General features: G+C 69.8%; 22 protein-coding genes. 8 read left to right on the top strand and 14 right to left on the bottom strand.

What is annotated here, in order from left to right; all coding sequences use genetic code 11:
• Positions 1–8: 8 nt before the first annotated feature.
• From rplB to gdhA, 6 genes are all read right to left on the bottom strand, one after another.
• Positions 9–845: a 50S ribosomal protein L2 gene (gene rplB, locus G3I53_RS29465; RefSeq protein WP_164332808.1), complete on the bottom strand. Its 837-nt coding sequence runs from the start codon at positions 843–845 to the stop codon at positions 9–11.
• 50 nt (positions 846–895) lie between these two features.
• The gene (gene rplW, locus G3I53_RS29460; protein WP_164332806.1) at positions 896–1,315 is read right to left on the bottom strand and encodes a 50S ribosomal protein L23; all 420 of its coding nucleotides are present in this window, start codon (positions 1,313–1,315) and stop codon (positions 896–898) included.
• The gene (rplD, locus tag G3I53_RS29455) at positions 1,315–1,974 is read right to left on the bottom strand and encodes a 50S ribosomal protein L4 (protein ID WP_164332804.1); all 660 of its coding nucleotides are present in this window, start codon (positions 1,972–1,974) and stop codon (positions 1,315–1,317) included. Before rplD ends, rplW begins: the two co-directional genes overlap by 1 nt.
• 8 nt (positions 1,975–1,982) lie before the next feature.
• The gene (gene rplC / locus G3I53_RS29450; protein WP_164332802.1) at positions 1,983–2,627 is read right to left on the bottom strand and encodes a 50S ribosomal protein L3; all 645 of its coding nucleotides are present in this window, start codon (positions 2,625–2,627) and stop codon (positions 1,983–1,985) included.
• A gap of 16 nt (positions 2,628–2,643) precedes the next feature.
• The gene (rpsJ, locus tag G3I53_RS29445) at positions 2,644–2,952 is read right to left on the bottom strand and encodes a 30S ribosomal protein S10 (RefSeq protein WP_003948644.1); all 309 of its coding nucleotides are present in this window, start codon (positions 2,950–2,952) and stop codon (positions 2,644–2,646) included.
• Positions 2,953–3,472: 520 nt separating this feature from the next.
• The gene (gene gdhA, locus G3I53_RS29440; protein ID WP_164332800.1) at positions 3,473–4,831 is read right to left on the bottom strand and encodes an NADP-specific glutamate dehydrogenase; all 1,359 of its coding nucleotides are present in this window, start codon (positions 4,829–4,831) and stop codon (positions 3,473–3,475) included.
• Between the two features lie 327 nt (positions 4,832–5,158).
• On the opposite strand from gdhA, the gene G3I53_RS29435 reads away from it, so the two are divergent.
• From G3I53_RS29435 to G3I53_RS29400, 8 genes are all read left to right on the top strand, one after another.
• Positions 5,159–5,758, top strand: coding sequence for a TetR/AcrR family transcriptional regulator (locus G3I53_RS29435; protein ID WP_343239698.1), 600 nt, complete (start codon positions 5,159–5,161; stop codon positions 5,756–5,758).
• Positions 5,759–5,915: 157 nt separating this feature from the next.
• The gene (locus G3I53_RS29430) at positions 5,916–6,449 is read left to right on the top strand and encodes a hypothetical protein (protein WP_343240709.1); all 534 of its coding nucleotides are present in this window, start codon (positions 5,916–5,918) and stop codon (positions 6,447–6,449) included.
• Complete coding sequence (locus G3I53_RS29425; RefSeq protein WP_164332795.1) at positions 6,446–7,111, top strand: hypothetical protein; 666 nt, start codon at positions 6,446–6,448, stop codon at positions 7,109–7,111. Before G3I53_RS29430 ends, G3I53_RS29425 begins: the two co-directional genes overlap by 4 nt.
• The gene (locus G3I53_RS29420; RefSeq protein WP_164332794.1) at positions 7,111–9,120 is read left to right on the top strand and encodes a putative T7SS-secreted protein; all 2,010 of its coding nucleotides are present in this window, start codon (positions 7,111–7,113) and stop codon (positions 9,118–9,120) included. The genes G3I53_RS29425 and G3I53_RS29420 overlap by 1 nt, the downstream gene beginning before the upstream one ends.
• A 501-nt stretch (positions 9,121–9,621) precedes the next feature.
• Positions 9,622–10,698 carry an ADP-ribosylglycohydrolase family protein gene (locus G3I53_RS29415; protein WP_343240711.1) on the top strand — a complete coding sequence of 359 codons (1,077 nt, stop codon included), beginning with the start codon at positions 9,622–9,624 and terminating at the stop codon, positions 10,696–10,698.
• Complete coding sequence (locus G3I53_RS29410; protein WP_164334726.1) at positions 10,695–11,372, top strand: toxin glutamine deamidase domain-containing protein; 678 nt, start codon at positions 10,695–10,697, stop codon at positions 11,370–11,372. The genes G3I53_RS29415 and G3I53_RS29410 overlap by 4 nt, the downstream gene beginning before the upstream one ends.
• Before the next feature lie 112 nt (positions 11,373–11,484).
• On the top strand, positions 11,485–12,450 hold the full coding sequence (locus G3I53_RS29405) for a LysR family transcriptional regulator (protein ID WP_164334724.1): 966 nt from the start codon (positions 11,485–11,487) through the stop codon (positions 12,448–12,450).
• Between the two features lie 95 nt (positions 12,451–12,545).
• Positions 12,546–13,937 (top strand): carbohydrate-binding protein, encoded by a 1,392-nt coding sequence (locus G3I53_RS29400; RefSeq protein WP_164438950.1) that lies wholly within the window; start codon positions 12,546–12,548, stop codon positions 13,935–13,937.
• 93 nt (positions 13,938–14,030) lie between these two features.
• Here G3I53_RS29400 and G3I53_RS29395 read toward each other — a convergent pair whose 3' ends face one another.
• The 8 genes from G3I53_RS29395 to G3I53_RS29360 all read right to left on the bottom strand — a co-directional run bounded on the left by G3I53_RS29395 (position 14,031) and on the right by G3I53_RS29360 (position 24,923).
• A complete protein-coding gene (locus tag G3I53_RS29395) occupies positions 14,031–14,384 on the bottom strand; it encodes a hypothetical protein (RefSeq protein ID WP_239064180.1) in 354 nt (117 codons plus the stop codon).
• A 59-nt stretch (positions 14,385–14,443) separates the two neighbouring features.
• Positions 14,444–15,370 carry a hypothetical protein gene (locus G3I53_RS29390; protein ID WP_164334168.1) on the bottom strand — a complete coding sequence of 309 codons (927 nt, stop codon included), beginning with the start codon at positions 15,368–15,370 and terminating at the stop codon, positions 14,444–14,446.
• Between the two features lie 177 nt (positions 15,371–15,547).
• On the bottom strand, positions 15,548–16,741 hold the full coding sequence (gene tuf / locus G3I53_RS29385; protein WP_164334169.1) for an elongation factor Tu: 1,194 nt from the start codon (positions 16,739–16,741) through the stop codon (positions 15,548–15,550).
• Positions 16,742–16,911: 170 nt separating this feature from the next.
• A complete protein-coding gene (gene fusA, locus G3I53_RS29380) occupies positions 16,912–19,038 on the bottom strand; it encodes an elongation factor G (protein WP_164334170.1) in 2,127 nt (708 codons plus the stop codon).
• A gap of 39 nt (positions 19,039–19,077) precedes the next feature.
• Positions 19,078–19,548 carry a 30S ribosomal protein S7 gene (rpsG, locus tag G3I53_RS29375; RefSeq protein ID WP_003998848.1) on the bottom strand — a complete coding sequence of 157 codons (471 nt, stop codon included), beginning with the start codon at positions 19,546–19,548 and terminating at the stop codon, positions 19,078–19,080.
• Positions 19,549–19,550: 2 nt separating this feature from the next.
• A complete protein-coding gene (gene rpsL, locus G3I53_RS29370) occupies positions 19,551–19,922 on the bottom strand; it encodes a 30S ribosomal protein S12 (protein WP_003948652.1) in 372 nt (123 codons plus the stop codon).
• A gap of 271 nt (positions 19,923–20,193) precedes the next feature.
• A complete protein-coding gene (locus G3I53_RS29365) occupies positions 20,194–20,751 on the bottom strand; it encodes a DUF1707 and DUF4190 domain-containing protein (RefSeq protein ID WP_343240708.1) in 558 nt (185 codons plus the stop codon).
• A 260-nt stretch (positions 20,752–21,011) separates the two neighbouring features.
• The gene (locus tag G3I53_RS29360) at positions 21,012–24,923 is read right to left on the bottom strand and encodes a DNA-directed RNA polymerase subunit beta' (protein WP_164334171.1); all 3,912 of its coding nucleotides are present in this window, start codon (positions 24,921–24,923) and stop codon (positions 21,012–21,014) included.
• Positions 24,924–24,996: the final 73 nt, after the last annotated feature.

Below are 24,996 nucleotides of genomic sequence, written 5' to 3'. Positions count from 1 at the left end.
ACCCGTCCTTAGCGCTTCTTGTTCGTCTTGCGGCGGCGGACGATGTACTTGTTCGACGCCTTCTTGGGCGAACGAGTACGGCCTTCCTTCTGGCCCCAGGGGGACACGGGGTGACGGCCACCGGAGGTCCGGCCCTCACCACCACCGTGCGGGTGGTCCACCGGGTTCATCACGACACCGCGGACGCTCGGGCGGACGCCCAGCCACCGCTTACGGCCGGCCTTGCCCCAGTTGATGTTGCTCTGCTCGGCGTTGCCGACCTCGCCGACCGTGGCGCGGCAGCGGGCGTCGACCAGGCGGATCTCACCGGACGGCATGCGCAGGTGGGCCATGGTGCCCTCCTTCGCGAGCAGCTGCACCGAGGCGCCGGCGGAGCGGGCGAACTTGGCGCCGCCGCCGGGACGCAGCTCGATGGCGTGCAGCGTCGTACCGACCGGGATGTTGCGCAGGGCGAGGTTGTTGCCCGGCTTGATGTCGGCCCCGGGACCGTTCTCGACGCGGTCGCCCTGCTTCAGGTCACGCGGCGCGAGGATGTAGCGCTTCTCGCCGTCCGCGTAGTGCAGCAGCGCGATGCGCGCGGTGCGGTTGGGGTCGTACTCGATGTGCGCGACCTTCGCCGGCACGCCGTCCTTGTCGTGACGACGGAAGTCGATCACGCGGTAGGCGCGCTTGTGGCCACCACCCTGGTGGCGCACGGTCACACGACCGGAATTGTTACGGCCGCCCTTGTTGTGCAGCGGGCGGACCAGCGACTTCTCCGGCGTGGACCGCGTGACCTCGACGAAGTCGGCGACGCTGGAGCCACGACGGCCCGGAGTCGTCGGCTTGTACTTGCGGATACCCATTGTCTCTCAGTCCTCGGAAGTGATTCCGAAATCTGGACGATCCCGACCGCTTACGCGGTCGGACCGCCGAAGATGTCGATACGGTCGCCCTCGGCGAGGGTCACGATCGCGCGCTTGGTGGCGGCGCGCTGGCCGAAGCCCGTGCGGGTCCGCTTGCGCTTGCCGACGCGGTTGATCGTGTTGACCCCGGTGACCTTGACCGAGAAGACCGACTGCACGGCCTCCTTGATCTGGGTCTTGTTGGCCCGCGGGTCGACGAGGAACGTGTACTTGTTCTCGTCGATGAGCGCGTAGCTCTTCTCCGACACGACCGGCTTGAGCAGCACGTCACGGGGGTCCGTGTACGCCTTGCTCGCCGGGGTGACGACGGTGTTCTTGCCCTCGGCGGCGTGGCGACGCGCCTTGGCGACGCGCGCAGCCTTGGCCGCCTTGGCGGCCTTCGAGGCGATCGAGGGGTGACGGGCAGCCATCAGACCTCGCTCCCTTCGTTGTCGTTGGCCTTGTTCGGGCCGGCGACGAAGGACTCGAAAGCGGCCTTGGTGAAGACCACGTCGTCCGAGACGAGAACGTCGTACGTGTTCAGCTGGCCCGGCTCCAGGATGTGGACCTGGGGCAGGTTGCGGGCGGACAGCCACGCGGCCTCGTCGGCGCGGTCGACGACCAGGAGCAGGTTCTTGCGCTCGCTGATCTTGCCGAACAGGCTCTTGGCGGCCTTCGTGGAGGGGGTCTCGCCCTCGACCACGCCGGTGACGACGTGGATGCGGTTGTGGCGGGCCCGGTCGGTGAGGGCGTGGCGCAGGGCCGCGGCCTTCATCTTCTTCGGGGTCCGCTGCGAGTAGTCGCGCGGCTGCGGGCCGTGGACGATGCCACCGCCGGCGAACTGCGGAGCGCGGGTCGAGCCCTGACGGGCACGGCCGGTGCCCTTCTGGCGGTACGGCTTGCGGCCACCGCCGCGGACCTCGCCGCGCGTCTTCGTCTTGTGCGTGCCCTGACGGGCAGCGGCCAGCTGTGCGACGACGACCTGGTGGATCAGCGGAACGCTGACCTTCTCGACGTCGAAGATCTCCGAGGGGAGCTCGACGGTACCGGCCTTGTCGCCCGCCGGCGAAAGGATGTCAACAGTGCTCATCGGTTACCTCAGGCCCCCTTGGCCGCGGTGCGGACCAGGACGAGGCCGCCGTTCGGACCGGGAACCGCGCCCTTGATGAGCAGCAGACCCTTCTCCGCGTCAACGGCGTGGACGGTCAGGTTCTGGGTGGTGACCCGCTCGTTGCCCATACGGCCCGCCATGCGCTGGCCCTTGAACACACGACCCGGGGTGGCGCAACCGCCGATGGAGCCGGGGGCGCGGTGCTTGCGCTGCGTGCCGTGACCGGCGCCGAGGCCACCGAAGTTGTGGCGCTTCATGACGCCGGCGAAGCCCTTGCCCTTGCTCTTCCCGGTCACGTCGACCTTCACGCCGGCCTCGAAGACCTCGACGGTGACGTCCTGGCCGAGCGTGTACTCGGAGGCGTTCGCCGTGCGGATCTCGACGAGGTGACGACGGGGGGTGACGTCCGCCTTGGCGAAGTGGCCCTTGAGGGGCTTGTTCACCTTGCGCGGGTCGATGTCGCCGAAGGCGATCTGGACGGACTCGTAGCCGTCGACGTCGTTCGTGCGGACCTGGGTGACGACGTTGGGGCCGGCCTTGACGACGGTGACCGGAACAACACGGTTGTTCTCGTCCCACACCTGCGTCATGCCGAGCTTCTCGCCCAGGATGCCCTTGATCTGCTTAGCCATCTTCAGATCACCGGCCTCAGAGCTTGATCTCGATGTCGACACCGGCCGGGAGGTCGAGTCGCATCAGGGAGTCAACGGTCTTGGGGGTCGGGTCGAGGATGTCGATCAGGCGCTTGTGGGTGCGCATCTCGAAGTGCTCGCGCGAGTCCTTGTACTTGTGCGGCGACTTGATGACGCAGTACACGTTCTTCTCTGTGGGCAGCGGCACCGGGCCCGCGACCGACGCACCAGTACGCGTCACCGTCTCGACGATCTTCTTCGCCGAGGAGTCGATGACCTCGTGGTCGTAGGCCTTGAGCCGGATGCGGATCTTCTGTCCCGCCATGGCTACTTCGTAGTCCTGTCTCTCGTGAACGCTCTGGTACCCGGCGGTCCTGATGTCCACCCCTCCGACCCACGCGGTCGGGCGTGTCGCACTCCCGCTGACACAGATGTCCCTTGTTCGAACATCCCTGCGGGATTGACACGGCCCTACCAGAACCGCGGACCGGGGGCCGACGGCCCACCGGGCGCCTGGCCGGCGCCGCGCCCACGCTTCCCGGAAGATTCCCGTACGTCCGCCCCTACGCCTTCCGGCGCATTGCATGGGACGACGAGTACTGTGGGACTCGCTTCCGGTCCTCCCGGCGGGAGGCGCGCAGCATCAACACTCGACCGAGCAACTCGGACAGTCTGCCACAGCGGGTCGCGGCCTGGCCAATCGAACCGGGGAGAATACCCCGGGGGTGACGTAGGTCAAACGCGCGCCGCGCCCGCGGGCCCCACAACGACCGGCGCGCCCCGGAGATCCGGGGCGCGCCACGTGTGCGGGCCAGGCCCTGAGGGCCCCCGCCGGTCCGCCGGCGTCAGATGACGCCCTGCGCCAGCATCGCGTCGGCCACCCGCTCGAAGCCGGCGATGTTCGCACCGGTCACGTAGTCGCCGGGGGCGCCGTAGCGCTCGGCGGTCTCGGCGCACGTGGAGTGGATGTCGGACATGATCCGGGCCAGTTCGTTCTCGACCTGGTCGGCCTTCCACGAGGTGCGCGAGGCGTTCTGCGTCATCTCCAGGGCGCTCACGGCGACACCGCCCGCGTTGGCCGCCTTGCCCGGGCCGAAGGCGACCCCGGCCTGCTGGAGCAGCTGCACGGCCTCGGGGGTGGTCGGCATGTTCGCGCCCTCGGACACCGCCTTCACGCCGTGCCGGATGAGGGTGGCGGCGTCCTGCGCGTTCAGCTCGTTCTGCGTCGCCGAGGGCAGCGCCACGTCGGCCGGGACCTCCCAGACGCGCCCGCCGGGCACGAACCGGGCGGAGCCGCCCCGGCGTTCGGCGTAGGCGCTCACGCGCCCGCGCTCGACCTCCTTGATCTGGCGCAGCAGCTCCACGTCGATGCCCTTCTCGTCGACGACGTAGCCGCTGGAGTCGGAGCAGGTGACGGGGTTGGCGCCGAGGGCGGCCAGCTTCTGGATGGTGTAGATGGCGACGTTGCCGGAGCCGGAGACGACCGCCGTCTGCCCCTGGAGGTCCTCGCCGCGCACCCGCAGCATCGCCTCGGCGAACAGCACGTTGCCGTAACCGGTGGCCTCCGGCCGTATCAGCGAGCCGCCCCAGCCGGCCCGCTTGCCGGTGAGCACGCCGCCCTCCCAGCGGTTGGTGATGCGCCGGTACTGGCCGAAGAGGTAGCCGATCTCGCGGGCGCCGACGCCGATGTCACCGGCGGGCACGTCGGTGTACTCGCCGATGTGCCGGTGCAGCTCGGTCATGAAGGACTGGCAGAAGCGCATGACCTCGGAGTCGCTGCGGCCCTGCGGGTCGAAGTCGCTGCCGCCCTTGCCGCCGCCGATGCCGAGACCGGTGAGCGCGTTCTTGAAGACCTGCTCGAAGCCCAGGAACTTGATGATCCCGAGGTTGACCGAGGGGTGGAAGCGCAGGCCGCCCTTGTAGGGGCCGAGGGCGCTGTTGTATTCGATCCGGAAGCCCCGGTTGACGTGCACGCGACCGTTGTCGTCCTCCCACGGCACCCGGAAGATGATCTGCCGCTCCGGCTCGATCAGCCGCTCCACGAGCCCCGGCACGGCGTACTCGGGCCGCGCCGCGAGCACCGGCGCCAGCGTGTCCAGCACCTCGCGCGCCGCCTGGTGGAACTCGGGCTCGGCCGGGTTGCGGCGCAGGATGTCGGTGCGCAGCTGGTCGATGGCGGGCGTGGAAACGGGTCGTGAGGTCACGGAGGTCCCTTTCTGGCGCGGCTGACACCGGTTCGGGAACCGGTGATGGGCGCTCGGCGCCATTGCCGCGCGCAGGACACGACCGCCCGGGACGGCCGCCCCGGACAACAGTCGACCCTTCAGTGTTACCCATGTGTAAACGGGAAGGCCAAGGGCCCCCGTCGAAACGTCCGCCATGTGAGACCGGATGGACGTATGACGGACGTCTCCCCGCCCCCGCACGGGCCGCACGCCGTGGTGCCACTCTCCCCGCTCTGTCATCATGCGCAAGCGGAACGAGGTTCCGCCGACGACGGGCGGCGGGACGCAGGAGGAAGGAGCGGCGCGGTGAGCGACAGCAGCGACGGCGGCAGCGCCCCGGAGGGTGCCGCCGGGTCCCGGCGCAAGGATGCGCGGCGCAACAAGGCCGCGCTGCTCGACGCGGCCGCCGCGGCCTTCGTCGCCTCGGGCGTGGACGCACCGGTGCGGGACATCGCGGCCCGGGCCGGCGTCGGGCTGGGCACGATCTACCGGCACTTCCCGACCCGGTCGGACCTGATCATCGCCGTGTACCGGCACCAGGTCGAAGCCTGCGCCGAGGCGGGCCCGGCCCTGCTGGAGAGCAGCGCCTCGCCCTTCGAGGCCCTGCGGCAGTGGATCGACCTGTTCGTCGACTTCCTGGTCACCAAGCACGGCCTCGCCGACGTCCTCCGCTCCGACCAGGCCGGCTTCGAGACCCTGCACACCTACTTCCTGGACCGCCTGGTCCCGGTCTGCGGCCGGCTTCTCGACGCCGCCTCCGAGGCGGGCCAACTCCGCGCCTCCATCGAACCGTTCGCCCTTCTGCGGGGTGTCGGAAACCTGTGCATCGGCGGCGAGAACGACCCCGGCTACGACCCGCGCCGGCTGGTGGCCCTGCTGATCGGGGGGCTGGGGCGGGGGGACTGACGGGAGGCCGGCGCCCAGCCCTCCGTCAGTCCTCTGTGAGTCTGGCGTATCGATTCTGTGGGGGTCCTCGGGTCCAGTGGGGCCTGTGGTGTGAACGGGTCAAGTGGTATGCCAATGTTGGACGGTGACGGAATCCGGGGGCTACGGGAATCCGCCGGTGAGGCGTTCCCGACTTGCCGACTACGCAGAGATGACCGAGCGGCGGGCGGCCGAGCCGCCCTCGACGGCGCCGCTCGCAGCAGCCGATGAGCGCACCGGGGAGCAGGCGGACCACGCCCCCGGCGTACCGGTCCCCGAGGCCCCCTCCCCCGCCGAAGTCGCCGAGCGGCGCCGGGAGTTCACCGCGCTGCTGGAGGCCTTCCGGGACACCGCCGTCCTCGTTCCGCTGCGCGACGACGGCTGGCTCACGGCCGACTTCGGCGGCGTGCGCTGGATCCTGGCCTTCTCCGACGAGTCGGCGCTGGCCCGCTACGCGGTGGCCCGGGGCGAGGGCCACCAGGAGTGGACCTACCGGACCGTCCTCGGGCACCGACTACTGGACGTGGCCGTCCCCGAAGCGGGTGTGCCCTGCGGTGTCGCCCTGGACGCGGCCGACGGCGCCGAGCATGCGGTGCTGTTCCCGCCGGTGACCGGAGTGGTCCCCCACGCCTGCGCGGTGGACCGGCCGCACGCGTCGGGCCCGGCCCGGTGACCGCGGACGGAAACGGCCCCGACCTCGCGGCGGTCGGTCTCGACGAGGTGGCCCAGGGACTCACCCTCGCGCTCAGCGAGCTGAGGGAACTGGGGATGATCGGCGAGGCCGGGACGGGCCGCGGTTTCGGCGACATCGCGCTGTCCGGCCTGGAGCTCGGCGCGGAGGGGCTCACCGCCGCCTTCTCCTCGTTCTGCGAGCGGTGGGAATGGGGGGTGCGCTCGCTGATCAACGAGGGGAACGGCTTCGCCCTCAAGACCGGGCTCGCGGCCGGCACGTACTACGAGACCGACCAGTACGTGGAGGGCGCCCTGAAGATCGGCGTGAACTCCGTCATGGGCAACCCGTACGCCGCGGAGGAGGAGATCGCCGGCAAGGGCTGGAAGGACGTGCTGTCGAGCAACACGTTCACCCACATCCGGGACGCCGACTACAGCAAGGAGTCCTTCGACCGGGCCTGGGAGAACAGCGTCCAGGGCTGGAAGGACGCCGGCCGCGACATCATGACCTCCGACACCCTCGGCCTGCCGGGTACGGGACCGGACGTCGTGCGCGCACAGATGGGACTCTCCGAGGCCGAGTACGAGGCGTGGCTGGACGAGAAGTTCGGTCCCTCGCCCGAGGAGCGGGCCCGTATGCAGGGTGGCGGGGGCCAGGGCTGATGGGCGTACTCGACGACCTGGAGGACGGCCTCGGCAAGGTCAGGGACGGCCTGAACACCGGGCTGACCGTCATCGAGCACGGTGTCGACGCGGGAAAGAAGGTCCTCGGCGAGGGCGTCGACTGGGGTACCGACCGGCTCGGCGAGGGCCTCGACAAGGTCGGCCTGGAGGGCGCCGCCGACGCGGTGGAGGACTGGGGCGACGAAGTCGCCTCCGACCTCGGTGCCACGCCCGGGGAGAAGCAGCTCGGCCAGACCGACGAGGCCGACGAGCTGATCCACGGCAAGCCGGAGCGGATCCAGAGCAGCGTCCAGCACCTGCGCGATTTCTCGGTCGCCTTCGACAAGGTCGGCTCGGGGATGAGGAAGGTCGATTCCTCCCGCTGGCGCGGCGAGGGCGGCGACACCTTCCGCGAGAAGTTCGGCGTCCACCCCTCGAAGTGGCTGCGGGCCGCCGACGCCTGCGAGACGGCCGCGGGCGCCCTGGAGTCGTACGCGCTCACCGTCACCTGGGCGCAGCGGCAGGCGCAGGAGGCGGTCCAGCTCTACAAGGAGGGCCGGCGGGCCTCCGAGCGGGCCGCCGAGGATCACAACAAGCAGGTCGACGCCTACAACGCCAAGATCAGGGCGGGCCAGGACCCCGGTGCTGCCCCCGCCCCCTTCCGGGACCCCGGCAAGGAGAAGGTGCAGCGGGCGCGGGAGAAGCTCGCCGAGGCCCGCAAGCAGCGCAACACGGCCGCCTCCGACGCCGAGCGCAGCATCCGGAAGGCCCTGGCCCACGCGCCCGCCGAGCCGCCGCCGCTGGAGCGCCTGGGCAACAACCTGCTCGACGGCTTCATGGCGGGCAATCTGGAAGCCACCCACCTGGCCGGCGGAGTGATCAAGGGCACCGCGGGCCTGGTCAGCTTCGTCCGCGGGGTGAATCCCCTCGACCCCTACAACCTGACCCACCCCGCGGAGTACCTGCAGAACGTCTCCATGACGCTCTCCGGGCTGGTCTCCGCCGTCGCCCAGCCCGAACGCACCCTGAACAACGTGGTGGAGGGGTTCAAGAAGGACCCCTCCGAGTTCATCGGGCGTCTCGTCCCCGAACTGCTCGGCACCAAGGGCGCCGGGCTGGCCCGCTCCGGGCTCCGCGTCGCCGTGAAGGAGGGCCTGGAGACCGGCGCCCGGTCCGGCCTGCGGGACGGCGTCGAGGCGGGCGCCCGGGCCGACTCGCCGCTGGGCGGGCGCGGTACCCACACGGATTCCGTGGACGCCGGGGCGGCGCGGGACTTCGCGGACGAGACCTACGACGGACCGGGGCGGGCGGACGCATCCGGCGGCGGGTACACCTACCGGCCCGATGTGGCCGACGACGTGTGGGACGGGCTGGCGCCCGACGCACGGCACCAGGTCGCCGCCGGCGAGCTCGAACGCGGCGCCCGTTCGTTCGCGGACCCCGACGACGCCATCGCCTACGGCCGGGACAACTGGAACCGCTATGTGGACGACCTGCCCCCCGAGGCCCGTCAGGCCCTGCGGGACTACACGGGGGAGCCGCCCTACCCCGGCGCCCCCGGATACGCGACGTACCGGGAGATGAACGGTTACCTGCGGGGGGACACGGACCTGGGGACACCCGAGGTGATGAACAACATCCGGGAAGTCGACCGGGCACTCGCCGGGAATCCGTTGCGGGAAGACGTCATGGTGGTGCGGGGATCGGGCACCGCGCATCTGGACTTCGACCGGCCGGAAAGCCTCGTCGGCCGGACCATCACGGATCCGGGATACACGTCGTCGTCGCTCGGCAACCACCCGGTGCCCAGCTTCGAGGGCAAGGACGCGATCCTGCGGCTGCGGGTGCCGGAGGGCACGCCCGCGGCGTGGGTGGAGAAGGTCAGCGACTTCGGTGTCACGGAGCGCGAGCTCCTGCTCGGGCGGGGCACCAGCTACCGGGTGACGCGCTCCTTCGTGGACGACAAGGGCCAGCTGCAGATCTACGGCGAGGTCCTGCCCCGTGATTGACTACCGGCTGGATGACGGGCCGGCCGGCGCCCCCTTCGAGCACCGCACATCCGTCCCCGACGAGGAAAGTTCACCAGCATGAGTTCCGAACGCCACGACCGCCGGGTCAACCCCCGCTTCGCCGAGAGCGTCGGCGGCTACATCGTTCCGGGAGGACCGCCGCGCTATGCCCGGCACACGGGGCGCCCGGTGCGGTACGTGGCGATCGCCAACCCGGAGAACCAGGTGATCGGCTACGTATGGGCCAACGACGAGGACGACGCCGCAAGCGTGGTGTTGCACAGCACGGCGACCCCCGCCGAATCGAACATGGCCGGCGCATGGGTGTTCCACCTGCACCGCGCGAAAGAACGCGGCGAACGGCCCACCCACGCGCTGGAGGAGATGCTGAGGAACCCGTCCTCCGCGGGCGGTTCCCACATCGTCGCCGGCTCCCTCGCCGAAGCCGAGAGCATCGCCGTCCTCGACCACCTCACGGGACGGAAGTGGCGCCAGGACACCATCAAGGGCGGAGCGGTGGCCTCGATCCACGGCCTCGCCATCGGCGACGCCCTGGGCTATCCGACCGAGTTCCTCGACCTCGCGGCACTCACCCGGCGCTACGGCTCCTGGCGGCAGCTGGAGCTGCCCGTGCAGGACGGGGTGGCCCGGGTGTCGGACGACACCCAGATGACGCTGGCGGTGATCGAGGCCCTCGCGGAAGCCTCGCTGGACGGCGTCTCCGCCGTGACGGCGGCGACGGTCGAACCGGCCCTGCGCAAGCACTTCGTGGCCTGGCTGCGCTCCCCCGACAACAACCGGGCCCCGGGCCGGACCTGTCTCGACGCCTGTGCGGCCCTCGAACGCGGCGTGCCGTGGCAGGAGGCCACCGTGCTGCCCTCCAAGGGGTGCGGGGCCAACATGCGGGTCGCGCCCGTCGCCCTGCTGCCCGGTCTGACGGCCGAACAGCGGGCCGGAACGGCCCAGTTGCAGGCGGCGCTCACCCACGGCCACCCCACCGCGCTGGCCGCCAGCGACCTGACGGCGCACGCGGTGTGGCTGCTCGCCCACAACTGCCACCCGTCGGAGCTGTTGCCGCGCCTGCGCCACTACGGCCGGTCGGCACGCCGGACCTACCACGGCGACTGGCTCGGTGACCTGGCCCAACGGGCCGGCGCCTCCGATCCCGCCGCGTTCATCGCCCACGGCTGGGACGAGACCCTGGCGGCGCTGGACACGGTCGCCGCCGCCCTCGACCAGCCGGACCCGGAGCGCGACCCGTGCGAGGTGGCCGGTGCCGGCTGGATCGCCGAGGAGGCGCTGGCGGCCGCCGTCTACTGCTTCCTGCTCTTCCCCGAGGAGCCCGTCGCCGTCGTCCAGCGGGCCGCGTTCTCCTCCGGCGACTCCGATTCCGTCGCGGCCCTGGCCGGAGCGCTCGCCGGGGCCTCGGTCGGCGGACCGGCCTGGCCCGCCGACTGGGTGCGCGCCCTGGAGTACGGGGACCGTGTGCGGCCGCTGGTCGCCCCGTGGGACGCGGGCCACACCCACGCCCGCTGGGGCGGCCCGGGGCGCGGGACCGCGCCGGGGCGCCGCGCGTGAACCGGCCCGCGCGGCTGGCCACCGAATGGCTCCGGCAGACGTACGGCGGTCTGGTCGAGCTGAGCGCCCCCGACCCCGTGCACGAGACCCCGGCGGCCTGGCTGCTCGCCTGCCGGTCCGTGACGCAGCCCGGCTTCCCCCGCACGCCCATGCTGGCGGCGTCGGTCGTCGTCCACCGGTACAACGGGCTCCCCTTCCACCCCTCCCCCAGCGCCCCGCTCGCCGACCTCGATTCCGCACCTGCCTGGGTACTCGCCGACCGGCTGGTGTCCCAGCCCAAGCGGCTCAACATCCGCGGCCGGACGGTGGCCCTGCACCACCGGATCGACGGAACCGAGGCCAGTCCGCTGCCGTGGGCTCCCGGCCACGAGGCCCCGGGCTGGTGGGGGAGGCTCGTCCGGCGTTACTTCCCGGGGTTCCGGGAGACCCCGGCCGACGACTGGGACGACGTCGTCCGCGCGCTCAGCGGAGCCGGGCCGGACGCCCGGGGCCTGGTCTGGGTCCGGCGCGAACTCGGCGGCCAGGAGATCAGCGGTCACCTCGTCTATGGGCACCACAACGACGGCCGCGTGGTCTTCCTCGACGCCATGACCGCATCCCTGGCCGAGCTGGAGACCGGCGGGGTGCGCGAGCTCCGGCTGCTGCTCGCGCCGCCCGGCGACCGGAACCCCTGAGCCGGCCGCTCCCGGCGCCGGCCCGGCGCTTCCGACGGGACGGCACCCCTTCCCCGATTCTGGTACGTACCAACCCCTTGCCCCCGGCCCCGCCACGTCGCAAGCTCCCCTCATGGAGCTGGAGTTGCGGCATCTGAAGACGATCAGGGCGATCGCGGACGCGGGCAGCCTCACCCGGGCCGCGACCGAACTGGGGCTGGCGGTGCCCGCGTTGAGCGCACAGCTCAAGCGGATCGAACGGGCTTTGGGCGGTGCGCTGTTCGAGCGCGGCCGGCACGGGGTGCGGGTCACGGCACTCGGCGAACTCGTGCTGGAACGCACCCGGGTCGTGCTGCCCGCAGTGACCGAACTCCAGCAGGAGGCGGCGCGGTTCGCCCGCGCACCCCGTACGGCCGCCCTCCTCCGGCTGGGTGGCACCCACGGCCCCCTGCTGGGCGCCCTGGTGGACCGGCTGGCCGACGCGGTGCCCGACGCCCGGGTCAGCACCTGCACCTCCTGGTCCGAACGGGAGCTGGCCCGGCTGCTGGCCGAGGGTCGCCTGGACTTCGCGCTCGCCGGGACCTGCGGCTCCGCGGCCCCGCCCGGCGCAGCGGGCCTGGTGTGGCGGGAGGTCGCCGTCGACCCGGTGTTCGTGATGCTCGCCGCCGGTCATCCGCTCGCCGGCCGCGCGGAGCTGGACCTGGCCGAGCTGGCCGACGCGGAGTGGGCCTGCGTGCCCGGCGACGGCTGTTTCGGGGACTGCTTCACCGCCGCCTGCGCCCGCGCCGGGTTCACCCCCCGGCGTATGTACGAGACGGACACGGCGGCCCTGGTCCACCTCGTCCAGGTGGGCCGGGCGGTCGGCACCTGCCGGGCCACCTTCCCCACCACACCCGGTGTGATCACCCGCCCGCTCACCGGCACTCCGCTGACCTGGCGGCACCTCCTGGGCTGGCACACGGTGACCCAGCGGGACGCCCTCGCCACGACCGTCCTGGCCCAGGCGCGCATGGCGCACGCGGGGGTGGCGGCCCGCAGCGACAGCTACACCGCCTGGCTCTCCGCCCGCCGCGACCCGGCGCCCCCGGCCCTCCCATAACACCGTGCAGAGGGTCGACCGACGTCTTACGGCGGCCTGTTGACCCTCCCTACGGTTTCGGCACCTCCCCACCCGACACACCGAGGAGATGCCCCATGTCCTCCCTGCTCAGACGACACCCCCGGGCCGGTGCCGCGGGCGCCGCACTGGCCGCGACGGCCGCCCTGCTCGTGGCCGGGCTCAGCGGCTCGGCGAACGCGGGCACCGCCCCCGACGCCCGGTCCGACGGCGCGCCCTCGGCCGCGGACACCCAGCGCACCGACGCCGCCCCGCCCGCCCTGCTGAAGTCCATGGAACGCGACCTCGGCATCGACCGGAAGCAGGCGGAACGGCGGCTGGCGAACGAGGCCGAGGCCGGAGCCACCGCGGGCCGGCTGAGCCTGGCCCTCGGCACCGACTTCGCGGGGGCCTGGGTGTCCGGCGCCGACTCCGGCACCCTGACCGTGGCGACCACGGACACCCGCGACGTGGCGGCCATCGAGGCACGGGGCGCCGAAGCCACCGTCGTCCGCCACTCCCTCGCCGAGCTCGACGCCGCCAAGGTCCGCCTCGACAAGGCGGCCGCCGGCCACGACACCACCGGGGCGCCCGTCTGGTACGTCGACGTCCGCAGCAACCAGGTCGTCGTGCAGGCCGCCCGCCCGTCCGCCGCCCGCTCCCTGCTCTCCGCGGCCGGCATCGGGGCCTCCCTCGCCCGCGTGGAGAAGTCCGCCGAGCAGCCCCGCCCGCTGTACGACCTGCGCGGCGGCGAGGCGTACTACATCAACAACAGCGGCCGCTGCTCCATCGGCTTCCCCGTCACCAAGGGCACCCAGCAGGGCTACGCCACCGCCGGCCACTGCGGCCGGGCCGGCGCCGCCACCAGCGGCCACAACCGCGTCGCCCAGGGCACCTTCCAGGGCTCCGTCTTCCCGGGCCGCGACATGGCCTGGGTCGCCACCAACAGCAGCTGGACGGCCACGCCGTACGTGAAGGGCGCGGGCGGCCAGAACGTCCAGGTCACCGGCTCCACCCAGGCCCCGGTCGGCTCCTCCGTCTGCCGCTCCGGCTCCACCACCGGCTGGCACTGCGGCGTCATCCAGCAGCTGAACACCAGCGTGACCTACCCCGAGGGCACCATCACCGGCGTCACCCGCACCTCGGTCTGCGCCGAGCCCGGCGACTCCGGCGGCTCCTACATCTCCGGCAGCCAGGCCCAGGGCGTCACCTCGGGCGGCTCGGGCAACTGCAGCAGCGGCGGCACCACGTACTTCCAGCCGCTCAACCCGCTCCTGCAGAACTACGGCCTCACCCTGAAGACGACCGGCGGCGACGAGGAACCGCCCCCGGGCGGGGAGGAGCCGGGCGGCACCTGGTCCGCGGGCACCGTCTACCAGGCCGGCGACACGGTCACCCACGGCGGCGCCACCTACCGCTGCCTCCAGGGCCACCAGGCCCAGCCCGGCTGGGAGCCCCCGAACGTCCCGGCCCTGTGGCAACGCGTGTGAGCACCGGCTGACCATTCCGACGGGGGAACCGACCGGCCCAGGGCGCGCCCTGACGACGCGCCCGGGGCCGGTCGGCCGTGCAGAACGTGTTCGTCAGTCAGCGGTTCCCGACGTCTCCCCGGCCGGTGCGAAGACCTCCGTCATCGAGGTGGCGGCGATGGCCCGGGTGAGCCAGAGATCCAGCACGTCGAGGTCGTCACAGCTCTCGATGCGCTCCCGGTCCCCCTCGGTGACTTCGACGCCCCGGTGGTGCAGGAGCAGGAGAAGCGCGTTCGCCTGCCCCTCGGCCCGGCCCTCCTCCCGGAGCTTCTGCGCAGTCTGCGACTGGAAGAAGGAGAGGTCGACGGCCATGAGATGCCTCCAGAGATCCGCGGCCCGGGTCGAGCCGAGGCATTGTTCGTCCGTGCAGCCGACGCGGTCCTCGGGCTGCTCCCCGCCGTCGCCCACCGCCCCTCCACCGCCCGGTGCGACGCCCCCGGAGCCGTACGGCCGTGCAGAACGCCCTGTCAGTCAGCGCTTCCCGACACCTCCCCGGCTGCTGCGAAGACCTCCGACATCGAAGTGGCACCGATGGCCCGGGTGAGCCAGAGATCCAGCACCTCGAGGTCATCACAGCTCTCGATGCGCTCCCGGTCCCCCTCGGTCACCTCGACGCCCCGATGGCGCAGCAGCAGAAGGAGCGCGTTCGCCTGCCCCTCGGCCCGACCTTCCTCACGACCCTCCTCGCGACCCTCCTGTCGGAGCTTCTGCGCAGTCTGCGACTGGAAGAAGGAGAGGTCGACGGCCATGAGATGCCTCCAGAGATCCGCGGCCCGGGACGTACCGAGGCCTTGTTCCGTGAGTTCGATGAAGGTGCCGGCGGTGGTCTCGTCGTCGGCCGACAGGCTTTTCAGCGCCTTTGCCAACGCGTTCAGTATGGCATCGGCTTCCGGTTCGCAACGGTGAAGAGCGGCCGAGAGGATCGTGAGCGGAATGTCCCGGGCGGCTTCGTCGGGGCTGTCGATCACCGGCACGTCATTGGGCCCCAGGACCAGCGGCCGCAGGGTGAGGGAGGGCCACTGACGGGGGCCGATGTCGAACTGCTGGGCAGCCCAGGCAGCCGTCTTCCGGTCGGGGCAGACCACGAGCAGCACCGGTGGGATGCCGTACTTGGCGTACACGTGGGAGAGGTAGTAGGCCCAACTGGCCGGCTTGTCCACGCTGGGCGCGCTCTGCGACTCGACCGCCAGCACGAAACTGCCGTCCTCGGTCTCCATACGCAGCAAGGTGTCCACCCGACGCTCCAACGGCCGCGTCTCCGTGAGGTCGGTGGAGAGTTCGGACGCGGACACGGGCGGAGGGAAGGCGACGCCGAGATGCCTGGCGGCGCGTGCGAAGAGGCCCGGTTCCTGCTGGAAGATCCGGTGCAGGGCCTCATGGGATGAGCTGACCATGGCGCAAAACTATGGACGCCGACGGGTATGCCTCGCGCAGATGCGCCATCTGTCCCGCGAACGAGTGGTCCGCGGAGCAGGGAGCTGACGTCACGACGCAGGAGGGCCCGCACGACCGAAGTCGTGCGGGCCCTCCCAGGTGCTCGCAGCAGGAGCTACCAGGTCAGATCAGCAAGCTCACTTGTTGATCTTGGTGACCTGGCCGGCGCCCACGGTCCGGCCACCCTCACGGATGGCGAACTTCAGGCCCTCTTCCATGGCGACGGGCTGGATGAGCTCCACCTTCATCTCGGTGTTGTCACCCGGCATGACCATCTCGGTGCCCTCGGGGAGGGTCACGACGCCGGTCACGTCCGTCGTGCGGAAGTAGAACTGCGGGCGGTAGTTGTTGAAGAACGGGGTGTGACGGCCACCCTCGTCCTTCGACAGGATGTAGGCCTGGGCCTCGAACTCGGTGTGCGGGGTGACCGAGCCCGGCTTGATGATGACCTGGCCGCGCTCGACGTCCTCGCGCTTGATGCCGCGGAGCAGCAGACCGACGTTCTCACCGGCCTGGCCCTCGTCGAGCAGCTTGCGGAACATCTCGATGCCGGTGACCGTGGTGGTGGTCTTCTCCGGCTTGATGCCGATGATGTCGACGGTCTCGTTGACCTTGAGGACACCACGCTCGATGCGGCCGGTGACGACCGTACCGCGACCGGTGATGGTGAAGACGTCCTCGATCGGCATCAGGAACGGCTTGTCGACGTCACGCTCGGGCTCGGGGATGGACTCGTCCACGGCCTTCATGAGCTCGAGGACCGAGTTGCCCCACTCCTTGTCGCCCTCGAGGGCCTTCAGAGCCGAGACCTTGATGACCGGAACCTCGTCACCCGGGAACTCGTACTCGGAGAGGAGCTCGCGCACCTCGAGCTCGACGAGCTCCAGGATCTCCTCGTCGTCCACCATGTCGGCCTTGTTCAGGGCGACCACGATGTACGGAACGCCGACCTGGCGGGCCAGGAGCACGTGCTCCTTGGTCTGCGGCATCGGGCCGTCGGTCGCGGCGACCACGAGGATCGCGCCGTCCATCTGGGCGGCACCGGTGATCATGTTCTTGATGTAGTCCGCGTGACCGGGGCAGTCGACGTGGGCGTAGTGACGCGACTCGGTCTGGTACTCGACGTGCGAGATCGAGATCGTGATACCACGCTGGCGCTCTTCCGGCGCCTTGTCGATCATGTCGAAGGCCGAGGCCTCGTTCAGGTCGGGGTACGCGTCGTGCAGCACCTTGGTAATGGCGGCCGTGAGGGTCGTCTTACCGTGGTCGATGTGACCGATGGTGCCGATGTTGACGTGCGGCTTAGTCCGCTCGAACTTCGCCTTCGCCACTGGGGTCCTCCTGTGGAGTGGTTCTGTACGCCTTACTTCATCGGCGCCAGGTGATCTGTGCTGGGAAACCCGGGCCCGGGACGTCCCGCCACGATGGCGGCGGGACGTCCACCTGCAAGCTCCGGGGTCAAGCCTAAAGCGTGGGGACGGTGTCCGTTAAACGGAGCCCGTCACTCGCCCTTGGCCTTCGCGATGATCTCCTCGGCGACGTTCCGCGGAACCTCGGCGTAGGAGTCGAACTGCATCGAGTAGCTTGCGCGACCCGACGTCTTGCTGCGGAGGTCTCCGACGTAGCCGAACATCTCCGACAGGGGCACGAGGCCCTTCACGACGCGGGCACCGGCCCGCTCCTCCATGGCCTGGATCTGACCACGGCGGGAGTTGATGTCGCCGATGACCTCGCCCATGTAGTCCTCGGGCGTGGTGACCTCGACGGCCATCATCGGCTCGAGGAGCACGGGGCTGGCCTTGCGCGCGGCCTCCTTGAAGGCCTGCGAACCGGCGATCTTGAACGCGAGCTCGGAGGAGTCGACCTCGTGGTAGGCACCGTCGAGCAGCGTCACGCGGACACCGGTCATCTCGTAGCCGGCGAGGATGCCGAACTGCATGGCCTCCTGCGCACCGGCGTCGACCGAAGGGATGTACTCCTTCGGCACGCGGCCACCGGTCACCTTGTTGACGAACTCGTACGAGGCGTCGCCGCCCTCGATCGGCTCGATCGCGATGATGACGCGGGCGAACTGGCCGGTACCACCCGTCTGCTTCTTGTGGGTGAACTCGACCTTCTCGACCGACTTGCGGATGGTCTCGCGGTACGCGACCTGCGGCTTGCCGACGTTGGCCTCGACCTTGAACTCACGGCGCATGCGGTCGACCAGCACCTCGAGGTGCAGCTCGCCCATACCGCCGATGATGGTCTGGCCGGTCTCCTCGTCCGAGTGAACCTGGAAGGACGGGTCCTCCTCGGCCAGGCGCTGGATCGCGACGCCGAGCTTCTCCTGGTCGCCCTTCGACTTGGGCTCGATGGCGACCTGGATGACCGGGGCCGGGAAGTCCATGGACTCCAGGATCACCGGGTTCTTGTCGTCGGACAGCGTCTCACCGGTGGTGGTCTGCTTCAGGCCCATGACGGCGACGATGTCACCGGCGCCCACCGACTCGATCTCCTCACGCTTGTTGGCGTGCATGCGGTAGATCTTGCCGATGCGCTCCTTCTTGCCCTTCACGGAGTTCAGCACCTGGGTGCCGGACTCCAGACGGCCGGAGTACACGCGGACGAAGGTGAGCTTGCCGAGGTGCGGGTCGCTCATGATCTTGAACGCGAGGGCGGCGAGGGGCTCGTCGTCCGACGGCTTGCGCTCGATGACCTTCTCCGCGTCCTTGACGTCGTGGCCCTCGATGGCCTCGACGTCGAGCGGGGAGGGCAGGTAGCGCACGACCGCGTCGAGCAGGGGCTGCACGCCCTTGTTCTTGAACGCGGTGCCGCAGAACACGGGGGTGACGGTGGTGCCGCCGCCCTTGCCGGACGCGATGGTGATCCGACGGATGGCCGCGTAGAGCTGCTCCGCGGTGGGCTCGGTGCCCTCCAGGTACAGCTCCATCAGCTCTTCGTCGTTCTCCGCGACGGCCTCGAGCAGCTTGCCGCGCCACTCCTCGGCGGCCTCGGTGTGCGTGGCCGGGATGTCGACGGTGTCGTACATCTCGCCCTTGGTCGCCTCGGCGGACCAGACGAAGGCCTTCATCGTCACGAGGTCGACGACACCGCGGAAGTCGGACTCGGCGCCGATCGGCAGCTGCATGACCAGCGGCTGCGCACCCAGGCGGTCGGAGATCATGTCGACGCAGCGGTGGAACTCGGCACCGGTGCGGTCCAGCTTGTTCACGAAGCAGATACGCGGAACGCCGTAGCGGTCCGCCTGACGCCACACCGTCTCGGACTGCGGCTCGACACCGGCTACGCCGTCGAACACCGTGACGGCACCGTCGAGGACGCGCAGCGAGCGCTCCACCTCGACGGTGAAGTCGACGTGGCCCGGGGTGTCGATGATGTTGATGGTGTGGTCGATGTTCTCAAGCGGCCAGTGACAGGTGGTCGCAGCAGAGGTGATCGTGATGCCACGCTCCTGCTCCTGCTCCATCCAGTCCATGGTCGCGGAGCCCTCGTGCGTCTCACCGATCTTGTAGGAGACGCCCGTGTAGAACAGGATCCGCTCGGTGGTGGTCGTCTTGCCCGCGTCGATGTGGGCCATGATCCCGATGTTGCGGACCTTGGCCAGGTCAAGCGAAGTGGTAGCCATAAGGCTTCAGTCTTCTCTCGGTTTCGAAGGGGGTTTCGACTACCAGCGGTAGTGGGCGAAGGCCTTGTTGGACTCGGCCATCTTGTGCGTGTCCTCGCGCTTCTTCACAGCGGCACCCAGGCCGTTGGAGGCGTCGAGGAGCTCGTTCAGCAGACGCTCGGTCATGGTCTTCTCGCGACGGGCGCGGGAGTAACCGACCAGCCAGCGCAGCGCCAGGGTGTTGGCACGGCCGGGCTTGACCTCGACCGGCACCTGGTAGGTGGCGCCACCGACACGGCGGGACTTGACCTCGAGGGTCGGCTTGATGTTCTCGAGAGCGCGCTTCAGCGTGATGACCGGGTCATTGCCGGTCTTCTCGCGCAGGCCCTCCATGGCGCCGTAGACAATGCGCTCGGCGGTGGAGCGCTTGCCGTTCAGCAGCACCTTGTTGATCAGGGAGGTCACCAGAGGAGAACCGTAGACCGGGTCGATGATGACCGGGCGCTTCGGGGCGGGGCCCTTACGAGGCATTCTTACTTCTCCTTCTTGGCGCCGTAACGGCTGCGAGCCTGCTTGCGGTTCTTGACACCCTGGGTGTCGAGCGAACCGCGGATGATCTTGTAACGAACACCCGGCAGGTCCTTCACACGGCCGCCGCGCACGAGCACGATGGAGTGCTCCTGCAGGTTGTGTCCCTCACCCGGAATGTAGGCCGTGACCTCGATGCCGCTGGTCAGACGCACACGCGCGACCTTACGCAGGGCCGAGTTCGGCTTCTTCGGGGTGGTCGTGAACACACGCGTGCAGACGCCACGACGCTGGGGAGAACCCTCGAGTGCGGGCGTCTTGTTCTTCTCGACCTTGTCCTGCCGGCCCTTGCGGACCAGCTGCTGGATCGTAGGCACTACTTCTCCGGTTTCTGTGTGCCGATGGGTACAGCTAACCTGGAACGTCACCGACCCACGCGGTCGGGTGTGTCGAATCACGCGGACTCCCGCCGCAAGGCAGAAAGAATGCGCAGATTGCGGTGGCCGTTCAACAGCCCTCAATGCGGTGGAAAGGCACGCACGAAGGCCAGGGCACACCCCAGGCACAAGGTCTGAGCGTACCTATCGCATTCGCTGCGGTCAAAACAAATGGGTCACGCCCGGGCCGTCAAGCCCGGCGCCCGGTCCGTCAGCCGCCCGAGGCGGCCGCCACCACGAACGACACCATGAACAGCAGCACCCAGCCGGCCGTCGACAGCCAGCCGAGCACCAGTCCGGCGATCGCGAAACCGTCGCCCTCCTCACCGGTGCGCCGGATCTCCGAGCGCGCCGAATGGCCCAGGATGATCGCCGGAATGCCGGTGAGCCCGGCCGTGAACAGGCACAGCCCGCCGCAGACCGCCGCCGCCACCGCCTTGCCGTTGGTGCGGGTCCGGGGCGGCAACGGGAGGAAGGCCGGAGGAACCCCCACGGGGGCCGGTGCGTGCGGAACGGGGCCCTGGGGCAGGTCGGCCACCAGCAGGGCCAGCTCGCCCACCGTACGGGCCGCGTAGGCCCGCGCGACACGGCGGTCGAACTCGGTCTTCTCCAGCCGTCCCTCGCCGTAGCCGGAGCGGAGCACGTCGATGGCACGCTCCCGGTCGGCGTGCGAGGCCAGCATCGGGGAGCCGGCCTGGCCGGCCCACGGCTGCGGAACTCCGGGCCCCTGCTGCCAGGGCTGCCACTGCGGATACGGCGAATGCGACACCGAGCACCATCTCCCCCGTTGACACCGGGTCCCTCCATGATGCGCTGGAGCGGACGTTTCCGGCACTGTTACGGACGGAAACCATGCTCCGCACGGTTCCCGGCACCGCTCCGGCAGCCTCGGGCGTGAGCGGAAACACACCGGCGCACGGTGCCTTTCGCCCGCTCCGGCACACGCCGGCACACGCCGGCGCGCCCCGGACAACGCCGAGGGGCGGCCACCCCGTACGGAGTGACCGCCCCTCGGACCGAACTGCCCGCTTACTGGTTGTACGGACCGTAGTCGTAGTCCTCCAGCGGAACGGCCTGGCCGGAGCCGGTGCCGAACGGCGAGTAGTCGATGTCGTCGTAGCCGACGGCCGAGTACATCGCGGCCTTGGCCTCCTCGGTCGGCTCGACCCGGATGTTGCGGTAGCGGGACAGGCCCGTACCGGCCGGGATGAGCTTACCGATGATGACGTTCTCCTTGAGGCCGATGAGGCTGTCGGACTTGGCGTTGATCGCCGCGTCCGTCAGGACTCGGGTCGTCTCCTGGAAGGAGGCGGCCGACAGCCAGGACTCCGTCGCCAGCGAGGCCTTGGTGATACCCATCAGCTGCGGACGGCCGGAGGCCGGGTGACCGCCCTCCTGGACCACACGACGGTTCTCGGTCTCGAACTTCGAGCGCTCGACCAGCTCGCCGGGCAGCAGCTCCGCGTCGCCCGACTCGATGATCGTCACCCGGCGCAGCATCTGCCGGATGATGATCTCGATGTGCTTGTCGTGGATCGACACACCCTGCGAGTTGTAGACCTTCTGGACCTCGCCGACCAGGTGGACCTGGACGGCACGCTGACCCAGGATGCGCAGCACGTCGTGCGGGTTGGTGGCACCCACCGTGAGCTTCTGGCCCACGTCGACGTGGTCGCCCTCGCCGACCAGCAGACGGGCACGCTTCGAGATCGGGTAGGCGGTCTCGTCGCTGCCGTCGTCCGGCGTGACGACGATCTTCTTGGTCTTCTCGGTCTCCTCGATCCGGATGCGCCCGGAGGCCTCCGAGATCGGGGCGACACCCTTCGGGGTACGGGCCTCGAAGAGCTCGACGACACGCGGCAGACCCTGGGTGATGTCGTCACCGGCCACACCACCGGTGTGGAAGGTACGCATCGTCAGCTGGGTGCCGGGCTCACCGATGGACTGGGCGGCGATGATGCCGACCGCCTCACCGATGTCGACCAGCTTGCCGGTGGCCAGCGAGCGGCCGTAGCACATGGCGCAGGTGCCGACGGCGGACTCGCAGGTCAGGACCGAGCGGGTCTTGACCTCCGCGACACCGCGGCCCACGAGCTCCTCGATGAGCACGTCGCCCAGGTCCGTGCCGGCCGGGGCCAGCACCTGTCCGTCGACCACGATGTCCTCGGCGAGGCAGCGCGCGTACACGGAGGTCTCGACGTTCTCCGTCTTGCGCAGCGAGCCGTCCTGGAGGCGGTCGGCGATCCGCAGCTTCAGGCCGCGGTCGGTGCCGCAGTCCTCCTCGCGGATGATGACGTCCTGGGAGACGTCGACCAGACGACGGGTGAGGTAACCCGAGTCGGCGGTCCGCAGGGCGGTGTCCGCCAGACCCTTACGGGCACCGTGCGTGGAGATGAAGTACTCCAGCACGGACAGGCCCTCACGGAACGACGCCTTGATCGGACGCGGGATCGTCTCGTTCTTCGCGTTCGACACCAGACCACGCATACCGGCGATCTGACGCATCTGCATCATGTTGCCTCGTGCACCCGAGTTCACCATCATGAAGATCGGGTTGGTCTTCGGGAAGTTGTCGTTCATCGCCTCGGCGACCTCGTTGGTCGCCTTGGTCCAGATCGCGATGAGCTCCTGCGTGCGCTCGTCCTTGGTGATCAGACCGCGCTCGTACTGCTTCTGGACCTTCTCGTCCTGCGCCTCGTAGCCGTGGACGATCTCCTTCTTCGCCTCGGGAACGACGACGTCGGAGATCGCGACGGTGACACCGGAACGGGTGGCCCAGTAGAAGCCGGCCGCCTTCAGGTTGTCGAGCGTCGCCGCCACGATGACCTTCGGGTAGCGCTCGGCGAGGTCGTTGACGATCTCGGAGAGCTGCTTCTTGCCGACCTCGTAGTCGACGAACGGGTAGTCCTCGGGCAGCAGCTCGTTGAACAGCGCCCGGCCCAGCGTGGTGTTCAGCCGGAACGGGTCGCCCTGCTGCCACTCCGCGCCGCCGACGGGCTCGCCGTCCTCGCCGGCCGGCGGGGTCCAGCCGCGCGGCGGGATGGTGCCGACCGGGAAGCGGACGTCGATCTTCGACTGGAGCGACAGCTCGCCCGCGTCGAAGGCCATGATCGCCTCGGCGACCGAGGAGAAGGAACGGCCCTCGCCCTTGAGGTCGCGCATCTCGCCGTCGGTGGTGAGGAAGAACAGACCGAGGACCATGTCCTGGGTCGGCATCGTCACCGGACGGCCGTCGGCCGGCTTGAGGATGTTGTTCGAGGACAGCATCAGGATGCGGGCCTCGGCCTGCGCCTCCGCGGACAGCGGCAGGTGCACGGCCATCTGGTCACCGTCGAAGTCCGCGTTGAACGCGGTGCACACGAGCGGGTGGATCTGAATGGCCTTGCCCTCGACCAGCTGCGGCTCGAAGGCCTGGATGCCGAGGCGGTGCAGCGTGGGCGCACGGTTCAGCAGAACCGGGTGCTCCGCGATGACCTCTTCCAGCACGTCGTACACGACCGTGCGGCCGCGCTCGACCATGCGCTTGGCCGACTTGATGTTCTGCGCGTGGTTCAGGTCGACCAGACGCTTCATCACGAACGGCTTGAACAGCTCCAGCGCCATCGCCTTCGGCAGACCGCACTGGTGCAGCTTCAGCTGCGGACCGACGACGATCACGGAACGCGCGGAGTAGTCCACGCGCTTGCCGAGCAGGTTCTGGCGGAAGCGGCCCTGCTTGCCCTTGAGCATGTCGGACAGCGACTTCAGCGGACGGTTGCCGGGGCCCGTCACCGGGCGGCCACGACGGCCGTTGTCGAAGAGCGCGTCCACGGCCTCCTGGAGCATGCGCTTCTCGTTGTTCACGATGATCTCGGGCGCGCCGAGGTCGAGAAGCCGCTTCAGGCGGTTGTTGCGGTTGATGACACGGCGGTACAGGTCGTTCAGGTCGGAGGTCGCGAAGCGGCCACCGTCCAGCTGCACCATGGGACGCAGGTCCGGCGGGATGACCGGCACGCAGTCCAGCACCATGCCCTTGGGGCTGTTGGAGGTCTGCAGGAACGCGGAGACGACCTTCAGGCGCTTGAGCGCACGGGTCTTCTTCTGGCCCTTGCCGGTGCGGATGATCTCGCGGAGCCGCTCGGCCTCCTCGTCGAGGTCGAAGGACTCCAGGCGCTTCTGCAGCGCCGCGGCACCCATCGAGCCGTCGAAGTACGTGCCGAAGCGGTCACGCAGCTCGCGGTAGAGCAGCTCGTCGCCCTCGAGGTCCTGGACCTTGAGGTTCTTGAACCGGTTCCACACCTCGTCGAGGCGGTCGATCTCGCGCTGCGCACGGTCGCGCAGCTGCTTCATCTCGCGCTCGGCACCCTCGCGCACCTTGCGGCGCACGTCGGCCTTGGCGCCCTCGGCCTCCAGCTCGGCCAGGTCGGTCTCGAGCTTCTTGGCGCGGGCCTCGAGGTCGGCGTCACGGCGGTTCTCGATCTGCTGGCGCTCGACGGAGACGTGGGCCTCCAGCGAGGGCAGGTCGCGGGTGCGGCGCTCCTCGTCCACGTACGTGATCATGTACGCGGCGAAGTAGATGACCTTCTCGAGGTCCTTCGGAGCCAGGTCGAGCAGGTAGCCCAGCCGGCTCGGGACACCCTTGAAGTACCAGATATGCGTGACGGGCGCGGCGAGCTCGATGTGGCCCATCCGCTCACGGCGCACCTTGGCGCGCGTGACCTCGACGCCACAGCGCTCACAGATGATGCCCTTGAAGCGGACGCGCTTGTACTTGCCGCAGTAGCACTCCCAGTCCCGGGTCGGACCGAAGATCTTCTCGCAGAAGAGTCCGTCCTTCTCCGGCTTGAGGGTGCGGTAGTTGATGGTCTCGGGCTTCTTGACCTCGCCGTGGCTCCACTGACGGATGTCGTCAGCGGTGGCCAGGCCGATCCGGAGCTCGTCGAAGAAGTTGACGTCGAGCACTATGCGTCAATCCCTCTCAGGGTCGTAAGTCGTGGGGTCTGAAACGGGGGTCCTGGGGCCGGCCGGAGGTTCA

Origin of the sequence: Streptomyces sp. SID14436 (genome assembly GCF_010548465.1) — a bacterium.
Taxonomy (GTDB): Bacteria; Actinomycetota; Actinomycetes; order Streptomycetales; family Streptomycetaceae; genus Streptomyces.
Note: the sequence above shows the minus strand (reverse complement) of the source record. Positions and strands in the feature narration are given on the sequence as shown.